20 protein-coding genes are annotated in these 26,042 nt (G+C 62.8%); 16 read left to right on the top strand and 4 right to left on the bottom strand.

All coding sequences use genetic code 11. The features are described from left to right. The first annotated feature begins 171 nt into the window (after positions 1-171). From tolQ to IB272_RS23985, 14 genes are all read left to right on the top strand, one after another. Complete coding sequence (gene tolQ, locus IB272_RS23920; RefSeq protein ID WP_034806243.1) at positions 172-894, top strand: protein TolQ; 723 nt, start codon at positions 172-174, stop codon at positions 892-894. Between the two features lie 27 nt (positions 895-921). Beyond that, the gene (tolR, locus tag IB272_RS23925) at positions 922-1,374 is read left to right on the top strand and encodes a protein TolR (protein WP_034806246.1); all 453 of its coding nucleotides are present in this window, start codon (positions 922-924) and stop codon (positions 1,372-1,374) included. A gap of 9 nt (positions 1,375-1,383) precedes the next feature. After that, positions 1,384-2,463 (top strand): hypothetical protein, encoded by a 1,080-nt coding sequence (locus tag IB272_RS23930; protein ID WP_034806249.1) that lies wholly within the window; start codon positions 1,384-1,386, stop codon positions 2,461-2,463. A 79-nt stretch (positions 2,464-2,542) separates the two neighbouring features. Beyond that, complete coding sequence (tolB, locus tag IB272_RS23935) at positions 2,543-3,856, top strand: Tol-Pal system beta propeller repeat protein TolB (protein WP_034806253.1); 1,314 nt, start codon at positions 2,543-2,545, stop codon at positions 3,854-3,856. A 297-nt stretch (positions 3,857-4,153) separates the two neighbouring features. Then, positions 4,154-4,687 carry a peptidoglycan-associated lipoprotein Pal gene (pal, locus tag IB272_RS23940; RefSeq protein ID WP_034806256.1) on the top strand — a complete coding sequence of 178 codons (534 nt, stop codon included), beginning with the start codon at positions 4,154-4,156 and terminating at the stop codon, positions 4,685-4,687. 263 nt (positions 4,688-4,950) lie between these two features. Next, positions 4,951-5,979: a tol-pal system protein YbgF gene (gene ybgF, locus IB272_RS23945; RefSeq protein ID WP_034806258.1), complete on the top strand. Its 1,029-nt coding sequence runs from the start codon at positions 4,951-4,953 to the stop codon at positions 5,977-5,979. 64 nt (positions 5,980-6,043) lie between these two features. Further along, positions 6,044-7,309, top strand: a complete 1,266-nt coding sequence (tilS, locus tag IB272_RS23950; protein ID WP_060581119.1) for a tRNA lysidine(34) synthetase TilS — start codon at positions 6,044-6,046, stop codon at positions 7,307-7,309. Between the two features lie 100 nt (positions 7,310-7,409). Beyond that, positions 7,410-9,350, top strand: a complete 1,941-nt coding sequence (ftsH, locus tag IB272_RS23955; protein WP_034806263.1) for an ATP-dependent zinc metalloprotease FtsH — start codon at positions 7,410-7,412, stop codon at positions 9,348-9,350. A 316-nt stretch (positions 9,351-9,666) separates the two neighbouring features. After that, positions 9,667-11,019, top strand: a complete 1,353-nt coding sequence (gene glmM, locus IB272_RS23960; protein ID WP_060581120.1) for a phosphoglucosamine mutase — start codon at positions 9,667-9,669, stop codon at positions 11,017-11,019. 380 nt (positions 11,020-11,399) lie between these two features. After that, positions 11,400-12,224, top strand: coding sequence for an outer membrane protein (locus IB272_RS23965; RefSeq protein WP_060581121.1), 825 nt, complete (start codon positions 11,400-11,402; stop codon positions 12,222-12,224). A 189-nt stretch (positions 12,225-12,413) separates the two neighbouring features. Then, on the top strand, positions 12,414-13,247 hold the full coding sequence (locus IB272_RS23970) for an outer membrane protein (protein ID WP_060581214.1): 834 nt from the start codon (positions 12,414-12,416) through the stop codon (positions 13,245-13,247). Positions 13,248-13,499: 252 nt separating this feature from the next. Beyond that, entirely contained in the window at positions 13,500-14,678 is a 1,179-nt protein-coding gene (locus IB272_RS23975; RefSeq protein ID WP_060581185.1) for a phosphoserine transaminase, read from the top strand. Positions 14,679-14,810: 132 nt separating this feature from the next. Continuing rightward, positions 14,811-16,406 carry a phosphoglycerate dehydrogenase gene (gene serA / locus IB272_RS23980; protein ID WP_034806426.1) on the top strand — a complete coding sequence of 532 codons (1,596 nt, stop codon included), beginning with the start codon at positions 14,811-14,813 and terminating at the stop codon, positions 16,404-16,406. 120 nt (positions 16,407-16,526) lie between these two features. After that, on the top strand, positions 16,527-17,033 hold the full coding sequence (locus IB272_RS23985; RefSeq protein ID WP_060581186.1) for a GNAT family N-acetyltransferase: 507 nt from the start codon (positions 16,527-16,529) through the stop codon (positions 17,031-17,033). Positions 17,034-17,076: 43 nt separating this feature from the next. Here the strand turns inward: IB272_RS23985 and IB272_RS23990 are convergent, their stop codons facing one another. Then, on the bottom strand, positions 17,077-18,891 hold the full coding sequence (locus tag IB272_RS23990) for a methyl-accepting chemotaxis protein (RefSeq protein WP_192445200.1): 1,815 nt from the start codon (positions 18,889-18,891) through the stop codon (positions 17,077-17,079). Positions 18,892-19,016: 125 nt separating this feature from the next. Next, positions 19,017-19,898: a DMT family transporter gene (locus IB272_RS23995; RefSeq protein ID WP_060581219.1), complete on the bottom strand. Its 882-nt coding sequence runs from the start codon at positions 19,896-19,898 to the stop codon at positions 19,017-19,019. A gap of 204 nt (positions 19,899-20,102) precedes the next feature. Here IB272_RS23995 and IB272_RS24000 point away from each other — a divergent pair, with 204 nt between their 5' ends. Together IB272_RS24000 and IB272_RS24005 are read left to right on the top strand one after the other, a co-directional pair. Next, a complete protein-coding gene (locus tag IB272_RS24000; RefSeq protein WP_034806437.1) occupies positions 20,103-21,401 on the top strand; it encodes an adenylosuccinate synthase in 1,299 nt (432 codons plus the stop codon). Positions 21,402-21,464: 63 nt separating this feature from the next. After that, positions 21,465-23,768, top strand: a complete 2,304-nt coding sequence (locus IB272_RS24005) for a hypothetical protein (RefSeq protein WP_060581187.1) — start codon at positions 21,465-21,467, stop codon at positions 23,766-23,768. A 109-nt stretch (positions 23,769-23,877) separates the two neighbouring features. Here the strand turns inward: IB272_RS24005 and rpoH are convergent, their stop codons facing one another. Both rpoH and IB272_RS24015 read right to left on the bottom strand, forming a co-directional pair. Next, entirely contained in the window at positions 23,878-24,783 is a 906-nt protein-coding gene (rpoH, locus tag IB272_RS24010) for an RNA polymerase sigma factor RpoH (RefSeq protein ID WP_034806441.1), read from the bottom strand. Positions 24,784-24,993: 210 nt separating this feature from the next. After that, entirely contained in the window at positions 24,994-26,022 is a 1,029-nt protein-coding gene (locus tag IB272_RS24015) for an RluA family pseudouridine synthase (RefSeq protein ID WP_034806444.1), read from the bottom strand. Positions 26,023-26,042 lie beyond the last annotated feature (20 nt).

Here is a 26,042-nt window from a genome sequence, read left to right on the forward strand (position 1 = left end):
ACGTCATCCTTTGACCAAAATTGACGGCAAGAAGGCAACCTAAAGCTAATTAAGGTCGCGATGGTGCGATCTGCGGCGGTGCCGGGCACTCTTGCAAACAGGACGTTTGGGCTACCCGGTCACGAGCATGAACCGCTCTTGCCGGGTGTTTGGATTCGGGGACTGAAGACGATGGAACAGGTTGGATTGGCCGCGGCAACACACGATGTGAGCCTTTGGTCGCTATTCATGCAAGCGGGCTTCGTCGTGAAGCTGGTCATGCTGGGGCTGGTCGCAGCCTCCGTCTGGACCTGGGCGATCGTCGTCGACAAGACGCTGAACTACGGCCGCGTCCGCCGCCAGCTCGACAGCTTCGAGCAGGTGTTCTGGTCCGGCCAGTCGCTGGAAGAACTCTACCGCACGCTCGCCGACCGCCAGACGGCCGGCATGGGTGCGATCTTCGTGTCCGCCATGCGCGAATGGAAGAAGAGCTTCGAGCGCGGCGCCCGTTCGCCGATCGGCCTGCAGATGCGTATCGACCGCGCCATGGACGTGACGCTCGCCCGGGAATCGGAATCGCTGGAAGCCCGTCTCGGCTCGCTCGCGACCATCGGTTCGGCCGCCCCGTTCATCGGCCTTTTCGGTACGGTCGTCGGTATCATGACCTCGTTCCAGGCGATCGCCGGTTCGAAGTCGACCAACCTCGCGGTCGTGGCGCCCGGTATCGCCGAAGCACTGCTCGCCACCGCGATCGGCCTGCTCGCCGCTATCCCCGCGGTTATCGCCTACAACAAGTTCTCGGCCGACGCCGGCAAGCTGTCGGCACGCATGGAAGCTTTCGCCGACGAATTCTCCGCCATCCTGTCGCGGCAGATCGACGAGAAGCTGCAGAACCCGCGCCAGGCCGCGCAGTAATCGCCAGAGAGTACGGAGACCACGCTGATGGGTATGTCGGTTGGCGGAGCCAAGGGTTCGGGTGGCGGACGTCGTCGCCGCGGCGGCAAGAAAGCCATGATGAGCGAGATCAACGTGACGCCGTTCGTCGACGTCATGCTCGTGCTCCTGATCATCTTCATGGTGGCAGCACCGATGATGACGGTCGGCGTGCCGATCGATCTGCCGGAAACGCAGGCAAAGGCGCTCAATTCCGATACGCAGCCGATCACTGTCTCGGTCAACCCGGCAGGCGAGATCTACCTGCAGGAAACCGCGATCGCCATCGACGAAGTGGTGCCGAAGCTCGAGGCGATCGCCACCACCGGCTACAACGAGCGCATCTATGTGCGCGGTGACACCAATGCCGACTACGGCACGGTCATGAAGGTCATGGCCCGCATCTCGGCCGCCGGTTTCAAGAACCTCGGCCTTGTCACGCTGCAAGAACAGGAAAAGTGATCGTCCACGATGAAGGGCAGTCTCGCTACATCTGCTGTCCTCCACGCCATGGTCTTGACCTGGGCGCTGGTGTCGCTTGGCAGCCCGGCTGACTTCCAGGTCGCCGACGTCGAGGCTTTGCCTGTCGACATCGTTCCCTATTCGGAGATGACGCAGGTTCAGCAGGGCGACAAGAAGGCGCCGAAGAAGGAGACCTCGTCGCCGGTTCCGACCAAGCGGCCGGAGACCAACCAACCTGCCGAAAACATCGGCGACAACGATACCGACCTGAAGACGCCGCCGACGCCGAACGCCAAGCCGTCGAAGAGCGAAGCCACGGCCTCTCCGGAAAAGAACGAGAAGCCCGAGCCGACGCCCGATCCGGTCGAGCAAGAGATCAAGAAGGTCGAGGAATCCAAGCCCGCCTCCGAACCTGCGACCGAAGTTGCCGCTCTGCCCGAACCGAAGCAGGAAGTGAAGCCGGAGACGAAGCCGGAGCCGGCACCCGCCGAGGAAAAGCCGGCCGAGAACCCGGAAGCCGAAGCGCTGCCTGAGAAGGTGCCGACGCCGGCGGCAAAGCCGAAGGTCGAAAAGCCCGCCCAGAGCGCCAAGACGCCTGACCGCAAGAACGAGGCAACGCCGAAGGAACAGAAGAAAGCTGCCTCCACCGAGGAAAGCAAGTTCAACGCCGATGAGATCGCCGCCCTTCTCAACCGGCAGGATCCCTCCGCCGGTGGTGCCAAGCGCTCGACACAGGAAGCGGCGCTCGGCGGCAAGAAAACCATTGGTGTGGGCTTGAGCGCCAACGAGATCGATGGCGTCAAGGGCCAGATCCAGGGCAACTGGTCACTGACACCAGGCCTGACCGGCGTCGAGGAAGTGCGCGTCACGGTGCGCGTGCAACTGGATCCCGCCGGCAATATCGTCGGCACACCCGAGGTTACCGCAACCGGCGGTCCGGAAGGTACGCGCCGTGCCGTTGAAAGCAGCACCTTGCGCGCGATCCGCCGTTCGGCCCCGCTACAGAACCTCCCGCCTGAAAAATATGAGGGCGAAAAAGGATGGAATACCCTCGTGCTGAATTTCGACCCCTCGGAATTCGCACTCTAGAGCTGCCGGGATTGGAACCCATGCCGGATAGCAAACCACCCCTGCAAACCCTTCGTACGAAGCTGAAAGGCTTGTCCCTATGATCAAGGTCTCTCTTTTCCGCGCCCTGATGGTGGCCGCGGGCATGTTAGCCGCCGTCGTGGCGGCGGTGACACCGGCAAATGCTGAAGTTGAAATCAACATCAACAAGGGCAACGTCGAACCGCTGCCGATCGCTGTCACGGACTTTCTCCAGGGCGAACTCGGCCAGAAAATTTCGGACGTGGTTGCGGCGGACCTGAAGCGTTCGGGCCTGTTCGCGCCGATCAACAAGGGAGCGTTCATCGAGAAGATCAGCAATCCGGATGCGACGCCGCGGTTCGAGGACTGGAAGGTCATCAACGCGCAGGCGCTCGTCACCGGCCGCGTGACGCAGGAAGGCGACGGCAGGCTGAAGGCCGAGTTCCGCCTGTGGGATACGTTCGGTAACAAGCAGATGACCGGCCAGCAGTTCTTCACCCAGCCGGAAAACTGGCGCCGCGTGGCCCACATCATCGCCGACGCCATCTATCAGAGCGTCACCGGTGAAAAGGGCTACTTCGACACCCGCATCGTCTATGTCGCCGAAAGCGGCCCGAAGACGGCACGCAAGCGTCAGCTCGCCATCATGGACCAGGACGGCTTCAACGCCCGTGCGCTCACCAATTCCAACGACATCGTTCTGACGCCGCGCTTCTCGCCGAACCGCCAGGAAGTCACCTACATGTCGTTCGAAAACCAGCAGCCGCGCGTCTACCTGCTGCAGCTGGAAACCGGACAGCGCGAGGTCGTCGGCAACTTCCCCGGGATGACCTTCTCGCCGCGCTTCTCGCCGGATGGCCAGCGGGTAATCATGAGCCTGCAGCAGGACGGCAACGCCAACATCTACACAATGGACCTGCGCTCGCGGACCACGACGCGCCTGACCAACACCGCCGCGATCGATACCGCCCCGTCCTATTCGCCGGATGGCAGCCAGATCGCCTTTGAAAGCGACCGCGGTGGCCGCCAGCAGATCTACGTCATGGGTGCCGACGGCTCCGGCCAGCGCCGCATCTCCTTCGGCGACGGCTCCTATTCGACGCCGGTCTGGTCTCCGCGTGGCGACCTCATCGCCTTCACCAAGCAGTCGGGCGGCAAGTTCTCGATCGGCGTGATGAAGACCGACGGTTCGGGCGAACGTATCCTGACCACCGGCTTCCACAACGAAGGCCCGACCTGGGCGCCGAACGGCCGTGTCCTGATGTTCTTCCGCCAGGGTGCCGGTTCCGGCGGACCGCAGCTCTATTCGATCGATCTGTCGGGTTACAACGAGCAACTGATCCAGACGCAGGGCTTCGCATCCGACCCGGCCTGGTCGCCGCTGCTCGAGTAGTTCACGTGGCTTTGGGTCGCCCGATCCAAAGCCAGTAACGTGATCGCCCTCTCGTCCGCTTAAGGGCGGGAGGCCGGTGGAAAGCCGCCTCCTTTTTTCCTGATCCCGCTGCAGGCTGATCCGATTCGCGGCGGGAAAATGTGGCAATGATGCCGCTTTCTCGCCGCAAAGTGCTGGTCTAGCAGGGCCCGAGCCGAAATTATCGATTTGTTAACCATAACTGTTGAATAGCGATTAACCGCTTCCGGTTACAGTCTGGCAACCGTGAATTCAGACACTTCTCAAGGAGACCGGCGTATGAGCCGAATTGACACCCCGGCCGCAGGCCGCATGCAGACCATCGCTCGCAACCCGGTCATGATCGCCCTGGTCATGACGCTTGCCCTGGCTGGCTGTGCATCGAAGAAGAACCTGCCGGGCAGCGCTGGCGAACTCGGTCTCGGTGGCGCCGGTTCGGCAACGCCGGGCTCGCAGCAGGACTTCACCGTCAATGTCGGCGACCGCATCTTCTTTGACACCGACTCCACCTCGATCCGCGCCGACGCGCAGCAGACGCTCGCTCGTCAGGCCCAGTGGCTTGCCAAGTACCCGAACTACGCGATCACCATCGAAGGCCATGCCGACGAACGCGGCACGCGCGAGTACAACCTGGCGCTCGGCGCCCGCCGTGCGGCCTCGACCCGCGACTACCTGATCAGCCAGGGCGTTCCGTCGAACCGCATGAAGACGATCTCCTACGGCAAGGAAAAGCCGGTCGCCGTTTGCGACGACATTTCCTGCTGGTCGCAGAACCGCCGCGCCGTTACCGTTCTCGGTGGCGCCGGCATGTAATGATGCCGCGGCCGCGCGCATTGTGTGGCCCGCAATCACGACTTGATCCCAGGAGGCGTTGCGTGTTCCGGAGATCACAGATCGCTAAATTAAAAGGGCGGCCCTTGGCCGCCCTTTGCTTTTTTACCACACTTTGGCCGAACTCCGTTGCTTTTTCAGGGCAATTGGAAAACTGTGCGGCAATCACCCAGATGACTCGGCGAGATGTATTGCGGGCCCCTGGTCAAGGGTGGGACAACCGGTATTCGAACAGGACAAATGAAATGAAGAAATTTGTCGTGGCGGGCCTGATCGGTCTTGCGACCCTTGCGGGTCTCGGCCAGACGGCGAACGCCATGCCTCTTTCAGGGCTGCTGGCCCGAACGACTGAGACCAACAGCGGCGCGCAGAACCTGCCCGTCGTAAAGGTGCAGTCGGCCGAAACCGCACGGATTGGCCAGCTCGAAGAACAGATCCGCTCGCTTAACGGGCGTATCGAGGAAATGAGCTTCCAGCTCTTGCAGATGCAGGAGCAGATCCGGAAGTTCCAGGAGGACAACGAGTTCCGCTTCCAGGATCTGGAAAGCGGCAAGGCCTCCCCCAAGAAGAGCGGCGCTCTGCAGACGCCGAAAACCAGCGATCAGGCGTCCGTCACCCCGGGGGTGACGGATAGCCAGACCATGGCGCCCGCAGCCGGCGGCAACGACATGGCGTCTTCGGGCGTTTCGCCCGGAGCAAGCCAGGGCGGCAACGGCGCGGCCCCGCCGTCGACACTCGGACAGATCGTGTTCGACGAGAACGGCAATCCGGTCGCAGCGACGACGGATGGGCGGCCGGGCGCAAACGCCACGCTTCCCGGCGTCGATTCCGGCGCACCGGCCGACGGCGGCTTGAACAGCAATCCCGGCAGCCAGCAGACTGCATCGCTCGACAATCCCGGCGACCTCTACCAGTCGGCCTACGGTCATGTCCTTTCGGGCGACTACAGCACTGCCGAGCAGGAATTCGGCGACTACCTGGCCGCGTTTCCGAAGGGCGACAAGGCAGCCGATGCCAGCTTCTGGCTGGGTGAAGCCCAATATTCGCAAGGCAAATACAGCGACGCCGCCAAGACCTTCCTGAACGCGCATCAGGCCCACGGCAAATCGCCGAAGGCGCCCGAAATGCTGTTGAAGCTCGGCATGTCGCTCGGTGCGCTCGACAACAAGGAAACCGCCTGCGCGACGCTGGGCGAGGTCAACAAGCGCTATCCCAAGGCCTCGCCTGCGGTGAAGGCGAAGGTGACGAGCGAGCAGAGCCGCTTTGGCTGCTGAGGCTCCAGCGCCGACAGCCGTTGTCGAAACGGCAAAACGATTTCTCGCCTCCTGTCTTCGCCCGATGCGTATCCTCGTTGCCGTCTCCGGCGGGAGCGATTCCAAGGGCTTGCTTCTCGCCCTGAACGAGGCGATCGAGGCAAGCGACCCCAACAGATTTTCCCTGGCCGCATGTACGGTCGATCACGCCCTGCGGCCGGAATCGGCTGCGGAAGCGCAAGGCGTTGCCGCCTTCTGCGCAAGCATCGGCGTTCCGCACCTCATCAAGCGTTGGAATGGCCCCAAACCGCTGACCGGCATTCAGGCGGCGGCGCGCGAGGCGCGCTATCGGCTACTGGCGGATGCCGCCGAGCGGCTTGAGGCCGGCTGTATCGTCACCGGCCACACCAGCGACGACCAGCGCGAAACGATCCTGATGCGGATGCAAAGGGCGCAGGGGCCGGGCGCTTCCGGCATGGCGAGTGCCACCCTTTATGACCGCCGGATCTGGGTGGTGCGGCCGTTCCTCGACCTAGACCGAGCGTCGATCCGCGCCTATCTCGCGACGCGCGACGTGATCTGGTTCGATGATCCGAGCAACGCCAACCCGACCTTCGAGCGGGTCCGCGTCCGGGCCGAACTGGCGCAATCACCGCGGGCGGAAGAGGGTGTATGGGATGCTGGAGCCAGGGCCCAGTCGTCGGCAAGGGCTGCCGCCTTCATCACCCGCCATGTGCGCGTGCATGCAGGCCTGGTGGTGGAGATCCCGCTTGCTCTCGACGACCATCGCGACAACGTCGATTGGCAGCGGGCGCTGCTCGCGCTGGTGGCCGTGGTCGGCGGCCGCGCGCATATCCCCGCCGCAGATACGGTGAAGCGGGTGGCGGCGTTTCTGCGAGAGACAACGCTCGGTAGGATGACGGCCGGAAGATGCGTGTTCGACCGCCGCGCAAGCGGGCTCTACCTCTATCGCGAGGCGCGGGGCCTGACGACTTTGACGCTTGCAGGCGGCGAGACCGCAACATGGGATGGCCGCTTCCATGTGCGAAATGGCGGAAGCGCGCCCATCTCCGTCGCGGCAGAGGGCCGAGGCGGGCCACAACAGCAGAGACTTATTGCCGCAGGCTTGCCACCGGGCGTTGCCGGTCGTGCATCGCTTACGGCGCCGAGGGTCCTGTCTGAGAACGGCGAAAGTGTCGCATCCATCACAATCGAGCCGCGGATCGGGCTCTACGACACCTTTTTGCCGGGTTTCGACCGGATCATGGCCGATCGGATCGCCGGATTGTTCGGACGAGAGCCTTATCCTCCGCCGCCGGTTCACGATCTATTGACAGAAATGGAACGGTAGCCGGCGGTTTGCCTTGGCAATACGTCACCAGAACCCTATGTTAGGGAGCAAGACAGCGGCTCGCGAAATGCGCGGGTCGTGACAGGTTCCGGGGAGTTCGATGAACCCTAATTTTCGTAATCTTGCCCTTTGGGCAATCATAGCGCTTCTGCTGATCGCGCTGTTCAGCATGTTCCAACAGCCGACGGAGCGCACCGGCTCGCGCGAGATTCCGTTCTCGCAATTCCTCAAGGACGTGGATGCGAGCCGCGTCAAGGAAGTCGTGATCACCGGCTCGAAAGTGATCGGCAGCTATTCCGAAAGCGGCGCAACCTTCCAGACCTACGCGCCTTCAGTCGATACGGCGCTGACCGAGCGCCTCGAAGCCAAGGACGTGACGGTCACGGTTCGCCCGGAAACCGACGGTTCGTCCGGGTTCCTCAGCTATATCGGTACCCTGCTTCCGATGCTTCTGATCCTCGGCGTCTGGCTGTTCTTCATGCGCCAGATGCAGGGCGGCTCGCGTGGAGCGATGGGTTTTGGCAAGTCCAAGGCCAAGCTTCTGACCGAAGCGCATGGCCGTGTTACCTTTGACGACGTCGCCGGCGTCGACGAAGCCAAGCAGGACCTGGAAGAAATCGTCGAATTCCTGCGCGACCCGCAGAAGTTCCAGCGCCTCGGCGGTCGCATTCCGCGCGGCGTGCTGCTCGTCGGTCCTCCCGGTACCGGTAAGACGCTGCTGGCCCGCTCGGTTGCCGGCGAAGCCAACGTGCCGTTCTTCACGATCTCCGGTTCGGACTTCGTTGAAATGTTCGTCGGCGTCGGCGCCAGCCGTGTGCGCGACATGTTCGAACAGGCCAAGAAGAATGCGCCCTGCATCATCTTCATCGACGAAATCGACGCTGTCGGTCGTCATCGCGGCGCCGGTCTCGGCGGCGGCAACGACGAGCGCGAACAGACGCTCAACCAGCTGCTGGTCGAGATGGACGGCTTTGAAGCCAACGAAGGCATCATCCTGATCGCCGCGACCAACCGTCCTGACGTTCTCGACCCGGCACTGCTGCGTCCGGGCCGCTTCGACCGCCAGGTCGTCGTGCCGAACCCGGATATCAACGGCCGCGAACGCATCCTCAAGGTGCATGTGCGCAACGTGCCGCTGGCGCCGAACGTCGACCTAAAGGTGCTCGCCCGTGGTACGCCCGGCTTCTCCGGTGCCGACCTCATGAACCTCGTCAACGAGGCCGCCCTGATGGCCGCCCGTCGCAACAAGCGTCTTGTCACCATGCTCGAGTTCGAGGATGCCAAGGACAAGATCATGATGGGCGCGGAGCGTCGTTCGTCGGCGATGACCGAGGCCGAGAAGAAGTTGACCGCCTATCACGAAGCCGGTCACGCGATCCTCGCGCTCAACGTTCCCTCGGCCGATCCGCTGCACAAGGCGACGATCATCCCGCGCGGTCGCGCGCTCGGCATGGTCATGCAGCTGCCGGAAGGCGACCGCTACTCGATGAGCTACAAGTGGATGGTCTCGCGTCTTGCCATCATGATGGGTGGACGCGTCGCCGAAGAACTGACTTTCGGCAAGGAGAACATCACCTCGGGCGCATCTTCGGATATCGAGCAGGCCACCAAGCTTGCCCGTGCGATGGTGACGCAATGGGGCTTCTCCGACCAGCTCGGCCAGGTTTCCTATGGCGAGAACCAGCAGGAAGTCTTCCTCGGCCACTCCGTTGCTCAGCAGAAGAACGTGTCGGAAGCGACCGCCCAGAAGATCGACAACGAAATCCGTCGTCTGATCGATGAGGCCTACGAGACCGCCCGCAAAATCCTGACGGAGAAGAACCACGAGTTCGTGGCTCTTGCCGAAGGGCTGCTCGAATACGAAACGCTGACCGGCGAAGAAATCAAGGCGCTGATCCGCGGAGAGAAGCCGGCACGTGATCTCGGCGACGACACGCCGCCGCATCGTGGCTCGGCCGTTCCCTCGGCCGGTGCCAAGAAGGAAGGCTCGGCGGGCAAGGGCGAAGAGTCCGAAGGCGGGTTCGAGCCGCAGCCGCAATAACCGACACCTGTCGGCCATGTATTGAAGCCGCCGTTCCTTAAGTGGAGCGGCGGTTTTTCGTTGGCGATCTTGCACCTGGCATTTGGTAACGGGATGTAATGATTTCTGATGCTAGGCTCGCTGCCGTTTGCTGCGCTTTTGTGTCAAAGAAGACTCATGTGTCGCGATCGCATGGCCATAGGTGGGCACGGCGATCGGAGGCGTACGGCAACCGCCGATATGAAATGAGGTCCGGTCAATGAAACCCAGTCGCGCACCCCGCAGACAGGCGAAACTGGCAAAGCCAGCGCTGACCCGGCAGAACGATGGAGCTCTTATGAAGCGCAAGTATTTCGGCACCGACGGTATTCGCGGCCAGTCCAATATGTTTCCGATGACACCGGATCTGGCGATGCGGGTCGGCATCGCCGTCGGTACGATCTTTCGCAATGGCGCCCATCGCCACCGGGTGGTGATCGGCAAGGACACGCGTCTTTCCGGCTACATGCTCGAAAACGCGATGGTGGCGGGCTTCACCGCGGCCGGTCTCGACGTCTTCCTGCTCGGGCCAATCCCGACGCCGGGTGTGGCCATGCTCACCCGCTCGCTGCGCGCCGATATCGGCGTGATGATTTCGGCGTCCCACAATCCCTTCCAGGACAACGGTATCAAGCTGTTCGGCCCCGATGGCTACAAGCTCTCCGACGACATCGAACAGAAGATCGAGGCGTTGCTCGACCAGGATCTCTCGGGCCAGCTGGCGAAGTCGGAAGACATCGGCCGCGCGAAGCGCGTCGATGGCGACATCTATCGCTATCTCGAACATGCCAAGCGCACGCTGCCGCGCGATGTCACGCTGCAGGGCCTGAGGATCGCCGTCGATTGCGCCAATGGCGCGGCCTACAAGGTGGCGCCGACCGCCCTTTGGGAACTGGGTGCCGAAGTCGTTACCATCGGTACGGAGCCGAACGGCCTCAACATCAACCTCGACTGCGGCTCGACGCATCCGGCTGCTCTTTCCAAGAAGGTCCATGAAGTGCGCGCCGATATCGGCATCGCGCTCGACGGCGACGCCGACCGCGTGCTGATCGTCGACGAGAACGGTACCGTCATTGATGGCGATCAACTGATGGCCGTCATTGCCGACAGCTGGGCCGAGGACGGCATGCTGCGCGGCGGTGCCGTTGCGGCGACCGTGATGTCCAATCTCGGTCTCGAGCGTTACCTTAAAGGGCGCGGCATCGACCTGCGCCGCACCAAGGTCGGCGACCGCTATGTCGTCGAGCAGATGCGCCAGGACGGGCTGAACGTCGGCGGCGAACAGTCGGGCCATATCGTGCTTTCCGATTTCGGCACCACCGGCGACGGTCTTGTTGCGGCCTTGCAGATCCTTGCGGTGATCAAGCGTCAGGGCAAGACGGTGAGCGAGGTCTGCCACCGCTTCGAGCCAGTGCCGCAGGTGCTGAAGAACGTGCGCATTTCGGCCGGCAAGCCGCTTGAAGACGCGACCGTGCGCGAGGCGATTGCGGACGCGGAAGCGGAGCTTGCGAAATCAGGTCGTCTGCTGATCCGCCCGTCCGGCACGGAGCCGCTTATCCGCGTGATGGCGGAAGGCGACGATCGCGGCCAGGTCGAGCGCATCGTCGACGAACTGGTCAATGTCATCGGCAGCGTGCGCAACGCCGCCTAAGCCGGTACCAATCGACTTCCCTCCAGGGCCGGTGCGAAGCGCCGGCCTCTTTTTTTCCCGTTGCCTGTTGCTTTTGCCGGTAGTGTCGCCGCGGTCCGGGCCATTTTCCCGTTAGAACTCCGCTGGGGAACAGAACCTGCAACCATCACGACAAAAGAGAGTGTTGTTCTGCTGTTCTATTTAGCTCTACCTTATGTGATCTCGGGCAGCAGGCAGTAAACTGCACGACAACTACAAGAATATGCCGATTCCTTAACAAACGCGGTAAACGTTTGTAGTTAATCGGAACTTAACCTTTGCTCCTCATTATCCACAACAACAACGGGATTTGGGCACCGCTTTCACGGTGATCCAAGCAACGGAATCTATTGGAGTGGGCCATGAAGAGAATTTTGAGTGGCGTTGTTGCGATCTTGCTCAGCGGCACGGCAGCTCTTGCTGCGGATGTCTATCAACCGCCTATCGAGCCGGTGCCGGAACAGCCGGTCGAAGTCATCCAGACCAGCGGCTGGTACCTGCGCGGCGATGTCGGTTACGCCTGGAACAATCTGCGCGGCGCGAACTACTACCAAGGGGGCCCCGGCGGCTCCATCACCAGTTTCGAAACGGCCGATATCGATGATTCCTGGGTCGCCGGCGTTGGTGTCGGTTACCAGTTCAACAACTATCTGCGCGCCGACATCACGGCCGACTACTGGGGCGGCGCCGACTTCACTGGCTCGACTTTGGGCAACTGCGGCAGCGTGGTCGGTCCTTGCCGGTCGCGTGACGTCACCTCCGTTTCCGCCTGGAGCCTGATGGCCAACGCCTATGTCGACATCGGCACCTACGGCGCCTTCACGCCTTACGTCGGTGCCGGTATCGGTGCCACCCACGTCAAGTGGGACAAGCTGCGCAACACCAGCTGCAGCATCGCCGATCCCAGCCAATGCGACCCGACGACCGGTCATGACGGCGAGAGCAAGTGGCGCTTCACCTATGCGCTGATGGCCGGTACTGCCATCGACCTCACCTGCAATCTCAAAGCCGACGTCGGCTACCGCTTCCGCCAGGTCGACGATGGCGACATGTTCGGCTACGCCAACGGTGGCGGTCCGGGCTCCGACGAAGGCTTCTACATCCACGAGGCGCGCGCTGGTCTGCGCTACTCGTTCGGCAGTGTCTGCGAAGTGCCCTACGAGCCGGAGCCGATCGTCTACAAGTGATCGGCCAGACCAGATGATACAAAAGGCCACCTTCGGGTGGCCTTTTTCGTTGCCGCCATTCTTTGCTTGTTTCCTTAACAGGCATGGTTAACCGGGGGTTAACCAGTCGCTGCCAATAGTTAACGCTGAACGAAGCGGTGACGGCAGCGCGCCATCCCGCACCGATAGCAGTGGTGAAAGGGCATGGGCATGGATTGGCGAAACGGGTTCTGCGGGGCCGCTTTTGGTGCCGGCCTGCTCCTTTCCGGCGCGGCATTCGCTGCCGATGAGGATCTCCTGAATGCGCCGGAGATCACCATCGAAAAAGAATCGGCTGGCGCGAGTGCGATCTATCTGCGCGGCGATATCGGCTATGCGCCTTGGCGTAGCGAAGGCGATCCCTATTACCGGACCTTCGATGCGGGCACGTCGACCTACGACAGCACCACCTTCGACAACGCCCGTTTCGACAAGCCGTTTTCCGGGTCGCTTGGCGTCGGCTACCAGTTTACCGACACGTTCCGCGCTGACCTGACGGCGGAGTATTTCGAGGGCCGGTTCAACGGTTCATCCTCATCGGCAAGCCCGTGCGCGGGGCAAGGGGCGGGAACATCCTGCGCGTTTTCGACCGGGGCCGACTATTCCGCTCTCGGCCTGATGGCGAATGCCTATGTCGATTTCGGCACGCTTGCCGGCTTCACGCCTTATGTCGGCGCTGGTCTCGGCGCGACGCGTCTCAACTGGGATACGACGGTTGAAAAGGCGACCTGCGTTGCCGGTGGCGGCGCCTGCGCCGGAGCTGCCGGCTCCATCTCTTACGAGGGGCGCGACAGTTGGCGGTTCACCTATGCGCTGATGGCCGGCGTTTCCTACGACCTCAGCGATCAGCTGAAGCTCGATGTCGGCTACCGCTACTCCCATATCGCCGACGGCGAGATGTTCGGCTTCGGCACTGAGGCGCTTGCGGGCGCACGTGGCGGCAAGGGCTTTGACGATGGTCTTTCCCGTCACGAAATCCGAGCGGGCCTGCGCTTCTCGTTCTAGCGCCATCGGCCGCGGGAAAGTCGAGCAGGTTCGCTGCGTTCTTTCCCCAAGTGATTCAACCTGTTGCCCACATGAAGGCGTTGTCTGGCAACAATCGTTCGGCGGTGGCCGCCTGTCTTTTCATATGTTGCCCGCTACGCCATTAATTTTGTCGATTGCGACAAAGCGCTTGACTTCCGATCCCGCCGCCAATATCGACGACGGCGGGACACCCTTCCCCAACGAAGGGCTATCTATCTGGAAGGATAGCACATGGCAAAGCCTGCACAGCCGGACCTCCGTCCGAACAATACCCATTTCTCTTCTGGCCCTTGCTCGAAGCGCCCCGGTTGGACGCTCGACGCTCTCTCCGATGCTCCGCTCGGTCGTTCGCACCGCGCCAAGATCGGCAAGACGAAGCTGAAGCAGGCCATCGATCTTACCCGTGACATTCTTGAAGTGCCGGCCGACTACCGTATCGGTATCGTGCCCGCTTCCGACACCGGCGCCGTCGAAATGGCGCTCTGGTCGCTGCTCGGTCCGCGCGGCGTCGACATGGTCGCCTGGGAAAGCTTTGGCGCCGGCTGGGTGACCGACGTGGTCAAGCAGCTGAAGCTCGCCGACGTACGCAAGTTCGAAGCCGGCTACGGCGAACTTCCCGACCTTTCGAAGGTCGATTTCGACCGCGACGTGGTCTTCACCTGGAACGGCACGACCTCGGGCGTGCGTGTGCCCAACGGCGACTTCATCCCGGCTGACCGCAAGGGCCTGACGATCTGCGATGCGACCTCTGCCGCGTTTGCGCAGAACCTCGATTTCGCCAAGCTCGACGTCGTCACTTTCTCCTGGCAGAAGGTTCTTGGCGGCGAGGGCGCCCATGGCGTCATCATCCTGTCGCCGCGCGCCGTCGAACGGCTGCTGACCTACGTGCCGGCCTGGCCGCTGCCGAAGATCTTCCGCATGACCTCGGGCGGAAAGCTGATTGAAGGCATCTTTACCGGCGAAACCATCAACACGCCGTCGATGCTTTGCGTCGAAGATTACATCGATGCGCTGCTTTGGGCACAGCAGGTCGGCGGGCTCAAGGGCCTGATGGCCCGGGCTGATGCCAATGCGCAGGCAATCTTCGATTTCGTCGCCGCCAACGATTGGATCGCAAACCTGGCGGTCAAGGAGGAGACCCGCTCCAACACCTCGGTCTGCTTGAAGATCGTCGACAAGGACGTGCTCGCGCTCGACGCCGACGGACAGGCGGCCTTTGCCAAGGGCGTGGTTGCGCTCCTCGAAAAGGAAGGCGTTGCCTTCGACATCGGCCATTACCGCGATGCCCCGTCCGGTCTTCGCATCTGGGCCGGCGCCACGATCGAGGCCGCCGACATGAAGGCGCTGATGCCGTGGCTGACCTGGGCTTTCGAGACCCAGAAGGCAACGCTGGCACAGGCCGCGGCCTGATCGGACAAAGGGTGAGGACAATGAACTTCGCCCGCATCTCACACTGATTTGAGTGATCCGCTTCGCTCCCCATGGGAGCGAGGCCTGGCTACCCGCATTCCCATTCAGACCTGATCTTTAAGGAGGCCTCCCATGGCACCTCGTGTTCTCGTATCCGACGAACTGTCGGAAACCGCCGTCCAGATCTTCCGCGACCGCGGCGTCGAAGTCGATTTCCAGCCGAAGCTCGGCAAGGACAAGGACAAGCTCGCCGAAATCATCGGTAACTATGACGGTCTTGCCATCCGTTCCGCCACCAAGGCGACGGAAAAGCTGATCGCCGCTGCGACCAACCTCAAGGTTATCGGCCGCGCCGGCATCGGCGTCGACAATGTCGACATCCCGGCCGCTTCGCGCCGCGGTATCATAGTGATGAACACGCCCTTCGGCAACTCGATCACGACCGCCGAACATGCGATTGCGCTGCTCTTTGCCGTTGCCCGCCAGCTTCCGGCCGCCGACACCTCGACGCAGGCCGGCAAGTGGGAGAAGTCCCGCTTCATGGGTGTCGAAATCACCGGCAAGACGCTCGGCGTCATCGGCGCCGGCAACATCGGCTCGATCGTCTGCTCGCGCGCCATCGGTCTGAAGATGCATGTGCTTGCCTACGACCCGTTCCTCTCCAAGGAGCGTGCCGAAGAAATGGGCGTCACCAAGGTCGAACTCGACGAACTGCTCGCCCAGGCTGACTTCATCACCCTGCACGTTCCGCTGACCGACAAGACCCGCAACATCCTGAGCGCCGAAGCGCTTGCCAAGGCCAAGCCGGGCGTGCGCATCGTCAACTGCGCCCGTGGTGGTCTGGTCGACGAGAAGGCGCTTGCCGAAGCGATCAAGTCGGGCCATGTCGCCGGCGCCGGTTTCGACGTTTTCGAGGTCGAACCCGCAACGGAAAGCCCGCTCTTCGGCCTGCCGAACGTCGTCTGCACGCCGCATCTCGGCGCTTCGACCACGGAAGCCCAGGAGAACGTCGCGCTGCAGGTGGCCGAACAGATGTCGGACTATCTGGTCAAGGGTGCGGTCTCCAACGCCATCAACATGCCGTCGATCACCGCTGAGGAAGCACCGATCCTGAAGCCGTTCATCCGGCTTGCCGATGTTCTCGGCGCCTTCGTCGGTCAGGTGACCGAAAGCGCGATCAAGGAAATCGAGATCCTCTATGACGGCTCGACCGCCGGCATGAACACCAAGGCGCTGACGAGTGCCGTGCTTGCCGGTCTGATCCGGCCGCAGGTCGCCGACGTCAACATGGTTTCGGCGCCGGTCATGATCAAGGAAAAGGGCATCATCCTGTCCGAGGTCAAGCGTGACAAGACCGGCGTCTTCGACGGCTACATCAAGCTGACGGTGAAGACGGCGAACCAGACACGTTCGGTCGCCGGCACGGTGTTCTCGGACGGCAAGCCGCGTTTCATCCAGATCAAGGGCATCAACCTCGATGCGGATGTCGGCAACCACATGGTCTACATCACCAACACCGACGTTCCCGGCATGATCGGCTTCATCGGCATGACGCTCGGCGATGCGGGCGTCAACATCGCGAACTTCCAGCTCGGCCGCGAGAAGGAAGCCGGTGACGCGATCGCGCTGCTCTACGTCGATGGCGCTGTTTCCGAGGCCGTGCTTGACAAGCTGCGTGCCAATCCGGCAATTCGCCAGGCAAAGCCGCTGGTCTTCAACATCGATTGATGCCAGCCACAGCACGGGGCAGCACGGTCTGCCACTTTGCCGACCCACTCACGGGACATATCGAGGACGCACCGGCCGACCGCCGGTGCGTTTTCCTGTTTCGAACGCATATGACGAGAAATGACCGAAATGACATTCCGCTGGCGTGAGGCAAGCCTGCCCGACCTCGCATCCGTATCGGAGATCCAGCTCGTGGTTCACCAGGCCTTTCCCGAGGATGACGCCGTGCTCGCCGACCGCATCGCGCTCAGCCCTGCCGGTTGTTTCATGCTGGACTCAAAGGGCCTGTCGCGCGGCTATGTGTTGAGCCACCCCTGGCTTCGCGGTGCGCCGCCGTCGCTGAACAGCATGCTTGGCGAAATCCCTGAGACTGCCGATACCTGGTACATCCATGACCTCGCCCTTCTGCCCGAAATGCGTGGCTCCGGGGCAGGGGGCGGCGTGTTGCCGATGCTTGCCGATGTTGCACGGACGGAAGGGTTCCGGTCGATGTCGCTCGTTTCCGTCAACGGATCCCGCCGCTTCTGGGAGCGACAGGGCTTCGAGGTTCGGATGGACGAACGGCTGGTGCAGAAGCTTTCAAGTTATGGCGATGATGCGCTCTATATGGAGCGGCATCTCGTCTGAAGGAAAATGGCGCCGATTGGCGCCATTTTCGTTTTGTGCTGGATCAGGCCGCCCGCTGCGCCGAGGGCCGCCACGTTTTCTCCTCGACCGTGAACTGGGCAAGCCGGCCGGATAGCACGTTGCTTTCGCCGGCGAGCGCCTGGCTTGCGGCGGAGGTCTGCTCGACCATGGCGGCGTTCTGCTGGGTCATCTGGTCCATCTGGTTGACGGCGGTGTTGATCTCCCGCAGCCCGACCGACTGTTCGCGGGCGGCTGTCGCAATGGCGACGATGCGGTCGTTGATCTCGTTGACCCGCCGCTCTATGTCGCCGAGCGCCGAGCCGGTCGCCTCGACCAGACGCACGCCGGCCGAAACCTCGACACCCGACGCGGTAATGAGCCCCTTGATCTCCTTGGCCGCCGTTGCCGAACGCTGCGCCAGTTCCCGCACCTCCTGCGCGACGACGGCAAAGCCCTTGCCGGCATCACCGGCGCGTGCCGCCTCGACGCCGGCGTTCAGCGCCAGGAGGTTCGTCTGGAAGGCGATGTCGTCGATGACGCCGATGATCTCGCCAATCTTCGAAGACGAGTTTTCGATGCGGCCCATGGCGGTGATTGCGTCGCGAACGACCTCGCTCGAGGTGGCCGCACCCTTGCGGGCCTCGGCGACCATGCGGGTCGCCTCCTCGGCGCGGTTGGTGGAGTTCTGAACCGCTGAGGTGATCTCGTCGAGGGCGGCTGCGGTTTCTTCGAGCGACGCTGCCTGCTGCTCGGTGCGCTGCGACAGGTCGTTGGCTGCCCTGCTGATCTCATTGGCATTGCCGGTGACAACTGAGGTGGAATCGGCGATCGCGCTCACCGTCGAGCGAAGTGCGGCGACGGCGGTGTTGAAGTCCTGGCGCAGCTTTTCGTAGTCGGCGCCGAGATCGGGGACATGGGTCGTCAGGTCGCCGCTCGCGAGCCTTTCCAGGGCGCCGCCGATGGTGCTGACGACATGGGCTTGCACGCGGGCGGTCGCCTGCTGCATTTCCTCGTTGGCGCTGCGCTCGCCGTCGAGCGCCACCTGCTGTTCGCGCTGGCGAACTTCAAGCGCGTTGCGCTCGATCACCGAGGCGCGCAGCACGACGAGGGCATCGGCCATGTGGCCGATCTCGTCGCGGCGGTCGGTATCCGGAACTTCCGAACGGGTGTCGTTGTTCGATACTTTGAGCATCACGTCTTTCAGCCGGTTGATCGGCCGGCTGATCGAGCGGCCGATCGCCATGGCGGCAGCAAGCGTCGCGATCGCGGCGATCGCCGTGATGATGATCGTCATTAGCAGAGACGCATTGTACTTGGCGGCGAGATCGTCGGCATAGACACCGGTGCCGACGCCCCAACCCCAGGGCTTGAAGCCCTGAATGTAGGAGTACTTCTCGACCGGCTCCTCATGGCCGGGCTTGTCCCAATAGTAGTTGACGATGCCGCTGCCCGGGTTCTGCGCCAACGCGATGAGCTCGACGTTAAAGGCTTTGCCGTTGGTATCCTTGAGGCCGCGCACGTCGGTGCCGACGAGCTTCTTGGCGAGCGGGTGGGCGATCATCATGCCGTCGAAGCCGTTGATGAAGAAGTAGCCGTCCTGGCCGAAGCGCATGGCCATAACGGCGGAAATAGCGCGGCTCTGGGCTTCCTCATGCGAGAGCGTGCCATTGCGCTCCTGCTCCTCGAAGCTTGCGATCGTCGAGATCGCCGCTTCGGTGACGTTGCGCAGCATCTGCCGGCGCTCGTCGCTGACTTCCGAGTTGGCGACTTGAGTCTTGTAGGCCATGGCGGCTGCCATGAAGACCAGCGCCATCGCCGTCAATAAGTAGATACGTGTCGAAATTCTAATATTTTTCACTGCCTTAGCCCCAAGGAAAATCCTGGCGGCGACAGAAACACCCATCTGCTAATCAAGCCTTAAGTCGCCTCCCGAGTTCTAGCGATTGCATCGCCCGAAACTTGCCCGGCAGGCGCGAGACTTCTCTAGCGCGGGCGACCTTTTTCGGCGATCGCGATCCCGCCGAGCACCAAGAGCAGGGCGACGAGGTGGAAGAGGTGGAAGGTCTCGCCGATCAGCATCACCGACAGCAGCGTGCCGAAAACGGGAATGGCGTTGATGAACAGGCCGGCGCGGTTGGCGCCGATCATCTCGACACCGCGCACATAAAGCACCTGCGACATCAGCGACGGGAAGATCGCGGCATAGAGAACGATGACCCAGCCCGTGGTATCTGGGACTATCGCCGTGCCTGTGCCGATCTCCCAGAACAACAGCGGGATGGCGCTCAACAGCGCGCCGAAGGCGGGGGCGGCGATGAAGCTCTGCCAGTGCATGGTCGGCTTGTAGCGCAGCGCCACGGTGTAGCCGGCATAAACGATGCAGGCCGCGATCATCAGCGCATCGCCGAAGTTGAATTCGAGCGACAGCACGCTGGTGACGTCGCCATGGGCCGCCGTCACCAGCACGCCGACGAGGGTGACGGTAAAGCCGATCACTTGGGCGATCGACGCCTTGGTGCGGAAGAGCACGAAGTTGAAGAGAAAGATCAGCATCGGGATGCCGGCCTGCAGAATGACGGCATTGATGGCGCTCGTATATTTGAGCGCAGAGTAGAGCAGGGCATTGAAGGTGGTGAAGCCGATCGCGCCATAGGCAAGAAGTTGCAGCCAGTGCTTGCGGATCTTGTCCCAGTCGCGGCGGATCTGCGGCGTCATCAGCACCAGGATGACGATGAGCGCGAAGACCCAGCGCAGGGTCGTCAGCATCATTGGGCTCACATGGCCAACGGCCATCTTTCCGGCGACGGAGTTGCCGCCCCAGAAGAGAGCGGTGATGCACAGATAGAAGTAGGCCCTGGAATTCACGATGGTCAGACCTGCATGGGGATGGCGACCGGTTGTCGCGATGGCGGGAGCGCGCAAGATATAGGCTCTATATCCCGGCCTTGTCATGCAAAAAGGGCGGAACGCCCGACATAACGGGGTCGCTTTCCAGATGACAACACAGTATAGATGCGCGGGTTTGAGAACAGCGCAGCCTCGGTTGCGCGCCTGAACAGGAAGAGAATTATGACGAATGTCGTAGTGGTCGGCTCCCAATGGGGTGACGAAGGCAAAGGCAAGATTGTGGATTGGCTCTCCGAGCGCGCGGATATCGTCGTGCGCTTTCAGGGCGGTCACAATGCCGGCCATACCCTGGTGATCGACGGCGTCAGCTACAAGCTGTCGCTCCTGCCCTCCGGCGTCGTGCGTCCCGGCAAGCTTGCCGTCATCGGCAACGGCGTCGTGATCGATCCGCACGCGCTGATCGCCGAAATCGACAAGCTCGGCAAGCAGGGCATTGCGATCACGCCGGACAATCTGCGCATCGCCGACAATGCCACCCTGATCCTGTCGCTGCACCGCGAGCTCGACGGCATCCGCGAGGACGCCGCCTCCAACAGCGGTACGAAGATCGGCACCACGCGCCGCGGCATCGGTCCGGCTTACGAAGACAAGGTCGGCCGTCGCGCCATCCGCGTCATGGATCTTGCCGACCTTGACACGCTGCCGGCCAAGGTCGATCGCCTGCTGACGCACCACAACGCGCTGCGCCGCGGCCTCGGCGAAGCCGAGATCAGCCATGACGCGATCATGCAGGAGCTTTCGTCGGTCGCCGCCAAGGTGCTGCCGTTCATGGACACCGTCTGGGTGTTGCTCGACAAGGCTCGCCGCAAGGGCGCCCGCATCCTGTTCGAAGGCGCGCAGGGCACGCTGCTCGACATCGACCACGGCACCTATCCGTTCGTCACCTCGTCGAACACGGTCGCCGGCCAGGCTGCCGCTGGCTCGGGCATGGGCCCGGGTTCGCTCGGCTATATCCTCGGCATCACCAAGGCCTATACGACGCGCGTCGGCGAAGGTCCGTTCCCGACTGAGCTTACCGATGAAATCGGCCAGTTCCTCGGCGAAAAGGGCCATGAGTTCGGCACGGTCACGGGTCGCAAGCGTCGCTGCGGCTGGTTCGATGCGGCTCTGGTGCGCCAGTCGGTCGCCGCCAACGGCATCACCGGCATCGCGCTTACCAAGCTCGACGTTCTCGATGGTCTCGACGAACTGAAGATCTGCATCGGCTATACTCTGGATGGGCAGCAGATCGACCATCTGCCGGCAAGCCAGGCGCAGCAAGCTTCGGCAAAGCCAGTGTATGTTACGCTTGAAGGATGGAAAGAATCGACGGTTGGCGCGCGCAGCTGGGCAGATCTTCCGGCGCAAGCGATCAAGTATGTCCGCCAGGTGGAAGAACTGATCGGTGCACCGGTTGCTCTTCTTTCGACCAGCCCGGAGCGGGACGACACAATACTTGTGACGGACCCCTTTGAGGACTAGTGTCGGCGAACTGACATTGCGTCGTGATCGCAAAGACATACCTGGGCGTATGAGAAAGTACTAATGGCGGACTTTGTTGCAGTTATTCGCAGGACCGTTGACGGCCTGTCGGAAAACACACCTGAAATGCGGGACAGGGTATACGAGAAGGCGCGCGCGGCCGTGCGCCGCCAACTCGAAAACATGAACCCGCGTCCGTCGGACGACATGATCAATCGCCAGCTGGCGAAGCTCGAAAATGCGATCGCCGAGGTCGACAGCGAACATGCCGAGGCCCTGCCGGCGCTCGACGAGCCGGAGGTAGCCGAGGCGGAGACCGTCGAACCGGTTCCCTCGGACGCTGCAGTAGACGAACCCGTTCCGGAACCGGAACCGGAACCGGAAGCTCAGTCTGCGCCGGTTGCCGAAAGCGAACCGGTGGCCGTTGCCGAGCAGGTCGAACAGCCGGCCGCGGAACCGGAAAGCGCCGCCGAGCCCTACCACCATGTCGAGGCTTATGAGGAACCGGCGCATGTCGTCGAGCCTTATGCTGAACTGGCCGAGGAAACTCCGGTCGAGCCGGTAGAATACGAACCGGTCGTTGAGCCTGCCGAAGCCGTTGCGGCGCCGCTGGACGAAAATCCCGTCGTGGCTCAGCCGCACGAAGACGCGCCAGCCTACGAAGCGCCCGAGTATTCGGAGCCGGTGGCAGAAACGCAGGACACATCGGAGCCTTCCCCGTCGGTCGAGGCGCTGCACCATGCCGCGCATGAGCCGGCCTGGGAGGAAGCGCCGGCGGCAAGCGCCGAGCAGAAGCCGGCACTCTCGGAGTGGGACCTGCCCGAGTGGGAGACCGTTGGTCCGACTTCGACCGTCGCCCCGGTTGCCGAACACCTCAGCGACGAACGTGCCGCCGAGACTCACGAACCGGATAACGCGCCCGAGCTCCTGGGGATGCACCCGGTTGCCGAGCCGGACCAACATGCGCCTGAGGCGACGCCGAAGGCGGACCCGGTGCGCGGCTGGTCGTTTGACGACAATGACCCCTTCGCGGCGATCGAAGAGCGGCGGGCCGAGAAGACTTCCGAACCGGAGATCAGCGACTGGTCATGGCCGGTCGAAAAGCCAGCTACTGCCGCACCGGCGGCACAGAACCAGCAGGAACGCGCTGGTACCGCTTGGGATCATATCGACGACCTGCTCGGTTTCGAGGACGCGGCCAATACTGCTGCGGCGGGAGCCGGAGCTGCGGCCGCAGCACGCGAGCCGGAACGGGCTGGCGAAGCAACCCCGGCGGCGCCGAGGCCGACATCTTACCGGGCCACGCCGAAGCCGTCGCGCTTCAGCATTAAGCGTCTCGCGATTGCGGGCGTCGCCCTGCTGGCGCTTGGCGGCGGCGGGTTTGCCTACTGGCAGAACCGAGAGGCCGGCAATGCCTGGATCTCCGGCATGGTGGCGTCGATAACCTCGGTGGTGTCAAACATCGGCGGAGCGCCGGCAGAACAAAGCACGCCGCCGCAGCCCGCTGGCGAAACCGCCACGCAGGAACCGGCTGCGCACGACGATACCGTCGCTCCGGACAACAGCTCGACCAAGTTCACGCAGCGCCTGATGGCGGACGGATCGGAAACCGACGACGGTCCGGCCAACCCAACCGGCGAGAGCGCGGCGCAGGAAGGCAAGTCCGTGGCGCCGCAGACGGAGGCAGGCAAGCCTGTCGAAGCGGCCGCCGGGCAGGGCGGCACGGCCGGCCAGGCCGGAGCGCCTGCGACAGGCCAGCCGGCGGGCCAGCCGAACCAGCCTGAAGTCGCGCTTGCGACCGGCGAGAAGATGTTCCTCTACGAGGAGCGTCTTGGCCAGTCTTCGCCCACGGCCGTTCCGGGAACCGTGGCATGGACGGTGAAGGAGGAGTCGCCTGGCGGCGACGCCAAGCCCGAACCGGCAATCCAGGCCCAGATCACCGTTCCCGACCGTGGTCTCACCGCGCTGATGACGATCAAGCGGAATGCGGATCCGTCGCTGCCGGCAAGTCACGTCATCGAATTCGTGTTCTCGCTGCCGTCGAACTTCGAAGGCGGCGCTATCGACAGCGTCCAGCGCGTATCGATGAAGCGGACCGAGCAGGACCGGGGAGACGCCTTGATCGCGGTTCCGGCCAAGATCACCGACGATTTCCACATGATCGCGCTGAACGATGCGACGGACGCCATCGGCAACAACACCGAACTGCTGCGTAGCCGCAGCTGGATCGATATTCCGCTCACCTATCGCAACGGCCGCCGCGCGCTGCTGACGCTTGAAAAGGGGCAGAGCGGTACGGATGCCTTCAATCAGGCGATGCGCGCCTGGTCGACGACGGGAACGGCTGCCGAAAGCAACAGCCAGTAAGCTCGATAAGAGCGGTAGATACAGAAAACCCGGCGGAAGCAACCGCCGGGTTTTTTTATTGGATTTCGCGTTCTTGAAGCAGAACCTTCGCTGAAGTGCTGCAGTCGCCTCAGGCGCCTTCGACGACGCGCAGGGAATTGGCGCGCTCCAGCGCTGCCTTGCGCACGGCATCCTGAACCTTTTCGAAGGCGCGAACTTCGATCTGTCGGACGCGCTCGCGGCTGATGTCGAACTCGGCCGAAAGATCTTCGAGCGTCAGCGGATCTTCGGTCAGACGGCGTGCTTCGAAGATGCGACGCTCACGGTCGTTGAGCACCTTCATCGCGTTTGCCAGCAGCGCCCTGCGGCTTTCGAGCTCGTCCTGCTCGATCAGGATTTCTTCCTGGTTGTCGTGATCGTCGACGAGCCAGTCCTGCCATTGGCCGGAATCGCCCTCGCTCGCCTTGATCGGCGCATTGAGCGAGGCGTCGCCGGACAGGCGGCGGTTCATCGACACGACTTCGTCCTCGCTCACCTTGAGCGTGGTGGCGATTTCCTTGACCTGCTCCGGCTTCAGGTCACCCTCATCGAGTGCCTGGATCTTGCCCTTGAGGCGGCGCAGGTTGAAGAACAGCCGCTTCTGGTTGGCGGTCGTGCCCATCTTGACCAGCGACCACGAGCGCAGGATGTACTCCTGGATCGCGGCCTTGATCCACCACATTGCGTAGGTGGCGAGACGGAAGCCGCGATCGGGTTCGAACTTCTTCACGGCCTGCATCAGGCCGACGTTGCCCTCCGACACGACTTCGCCGATCGGCAGGCCGTAGCCGCGATAACCCATCGCGATCTTGGCGACGAGGCGAAGGTGGCTGGTGACGAGCTTGTGGGCTGCTTTGCGGTCGTCATGTTCCTGGTACCGCTTGGCGAGCATGTACTCTTCCTGCGGCTCCAGCATCGGGAACTTGCGAATTTCGTCGAGGTAACGATTGAGGCCGCCTTCTCCAGCGGCAATGGACGGCAAATTGTTTCGGGCCATATGAAGCACCCCCCTTTTTAGTCTCCGGCCTCCGGTCGGCAAGCCGGGCATGTGGGTCTTCGTCAAGACCCCACGAACGTAGAAAATAAGTACGGCGAAAGCATGATTCAAGGAGTCCGGTTCACAAGCATGTGACGCCGGAGCGACGGAAATGTCACGAATAGAGGCTCGCCTTAGATCGGAATTCTTTCGCCGGATTTCAAGGGGCGGTCACTCCCCGCTGCGCAGCGCGTCGATCAGCGCTGCCATGTCGGCCGGCATCGGTGCTTCGAAATGCATGGTCTCGCCGGTCGAGGGGTGTTCGAACTGCAGCATGAAGGCATGCAGCGCCTGGCGGTGAAACTGGTTGACGACGGTCTTGGCGGCCTCCGGCAGAAGGTTCGCCTTGGTTCTGAAGGCGGCGCCGTATTCGGGGTCGCCGATCAGCGGGTGGCCGATATGAGCCATGTGCACGCGGATCTGGTGGGTCCGGCCCGTTTCCAGGTGGCATTCGATGGTCGAGGCGAGCGAGGTGCCGTCGGGCTTTTCGAGATAGCGCTCGACCACCTCGTAATGGGTAATCGCCTCGCGGGCGTCGTCGCTGTCCTCGCGCTTGACCGCGCGCTTCGTCCGGTCGCCGGCGCGGCCGAGCGGCGCGTCGATCGTACCCTTCAGTTGCCGTGGCCGCCCCCAGACGACCGCCCGGTAGGCGCGCTCGAGCGGGCCGGTGCGGCCGTGGTCGGCAAACTGGTCCGAGAGATGGCGATGGGCCGCATCGTTCTTGGCGACGACCATGACGCCGCTCGTCTCCTTGTCGAGGCGATGGACGATGCCGGGGCGCTTGACGCCGCCGATGCCCGACAGGCTGCTGCCGCAATGGTGGATCAGGGCGTTGACCAGCGTGCCGGTCCAGTTGCCGGCGCCCGGATGCACGACAAGGCCGGCCGGCTTGCACAGCACGATCAGGTCGCTGTCCTCATAGAGCACGTCGAGGGGAATGTTCTCGCCCTTCGGCTCGGGATCTTCCGGCTCGGGCAGGTCGATCTCGAAAACGTCGCCCGGTTGTACCTTCTTTTTCGGTTCGTTCACCGGCTTGCCGTTGACTGACACCGCACCCTGTTCGATCAGGGCCTTGATGCGGTTGCGGGAGAATTCACCCGAAAGTGCGTCCGTCAGGAAGGAATCGAGCCGCCCTGCGGCATCCTCGCCCGCCGTCAGGACTTTCCTATTGGCCGTTGCTTGTTTAAAGGGGTCGTTCATTCCGCTAAAAATCCGAAAAA

This window comes from Ensifer sp. ENS08, assembly GCF_014852195.1.
Lineage (GTDB): Bacteria > Pseudomonadota > Alphaproteobacteria > Rhizobiales > Rhizobiaceae > Ensifer > Ensifer adhaerens.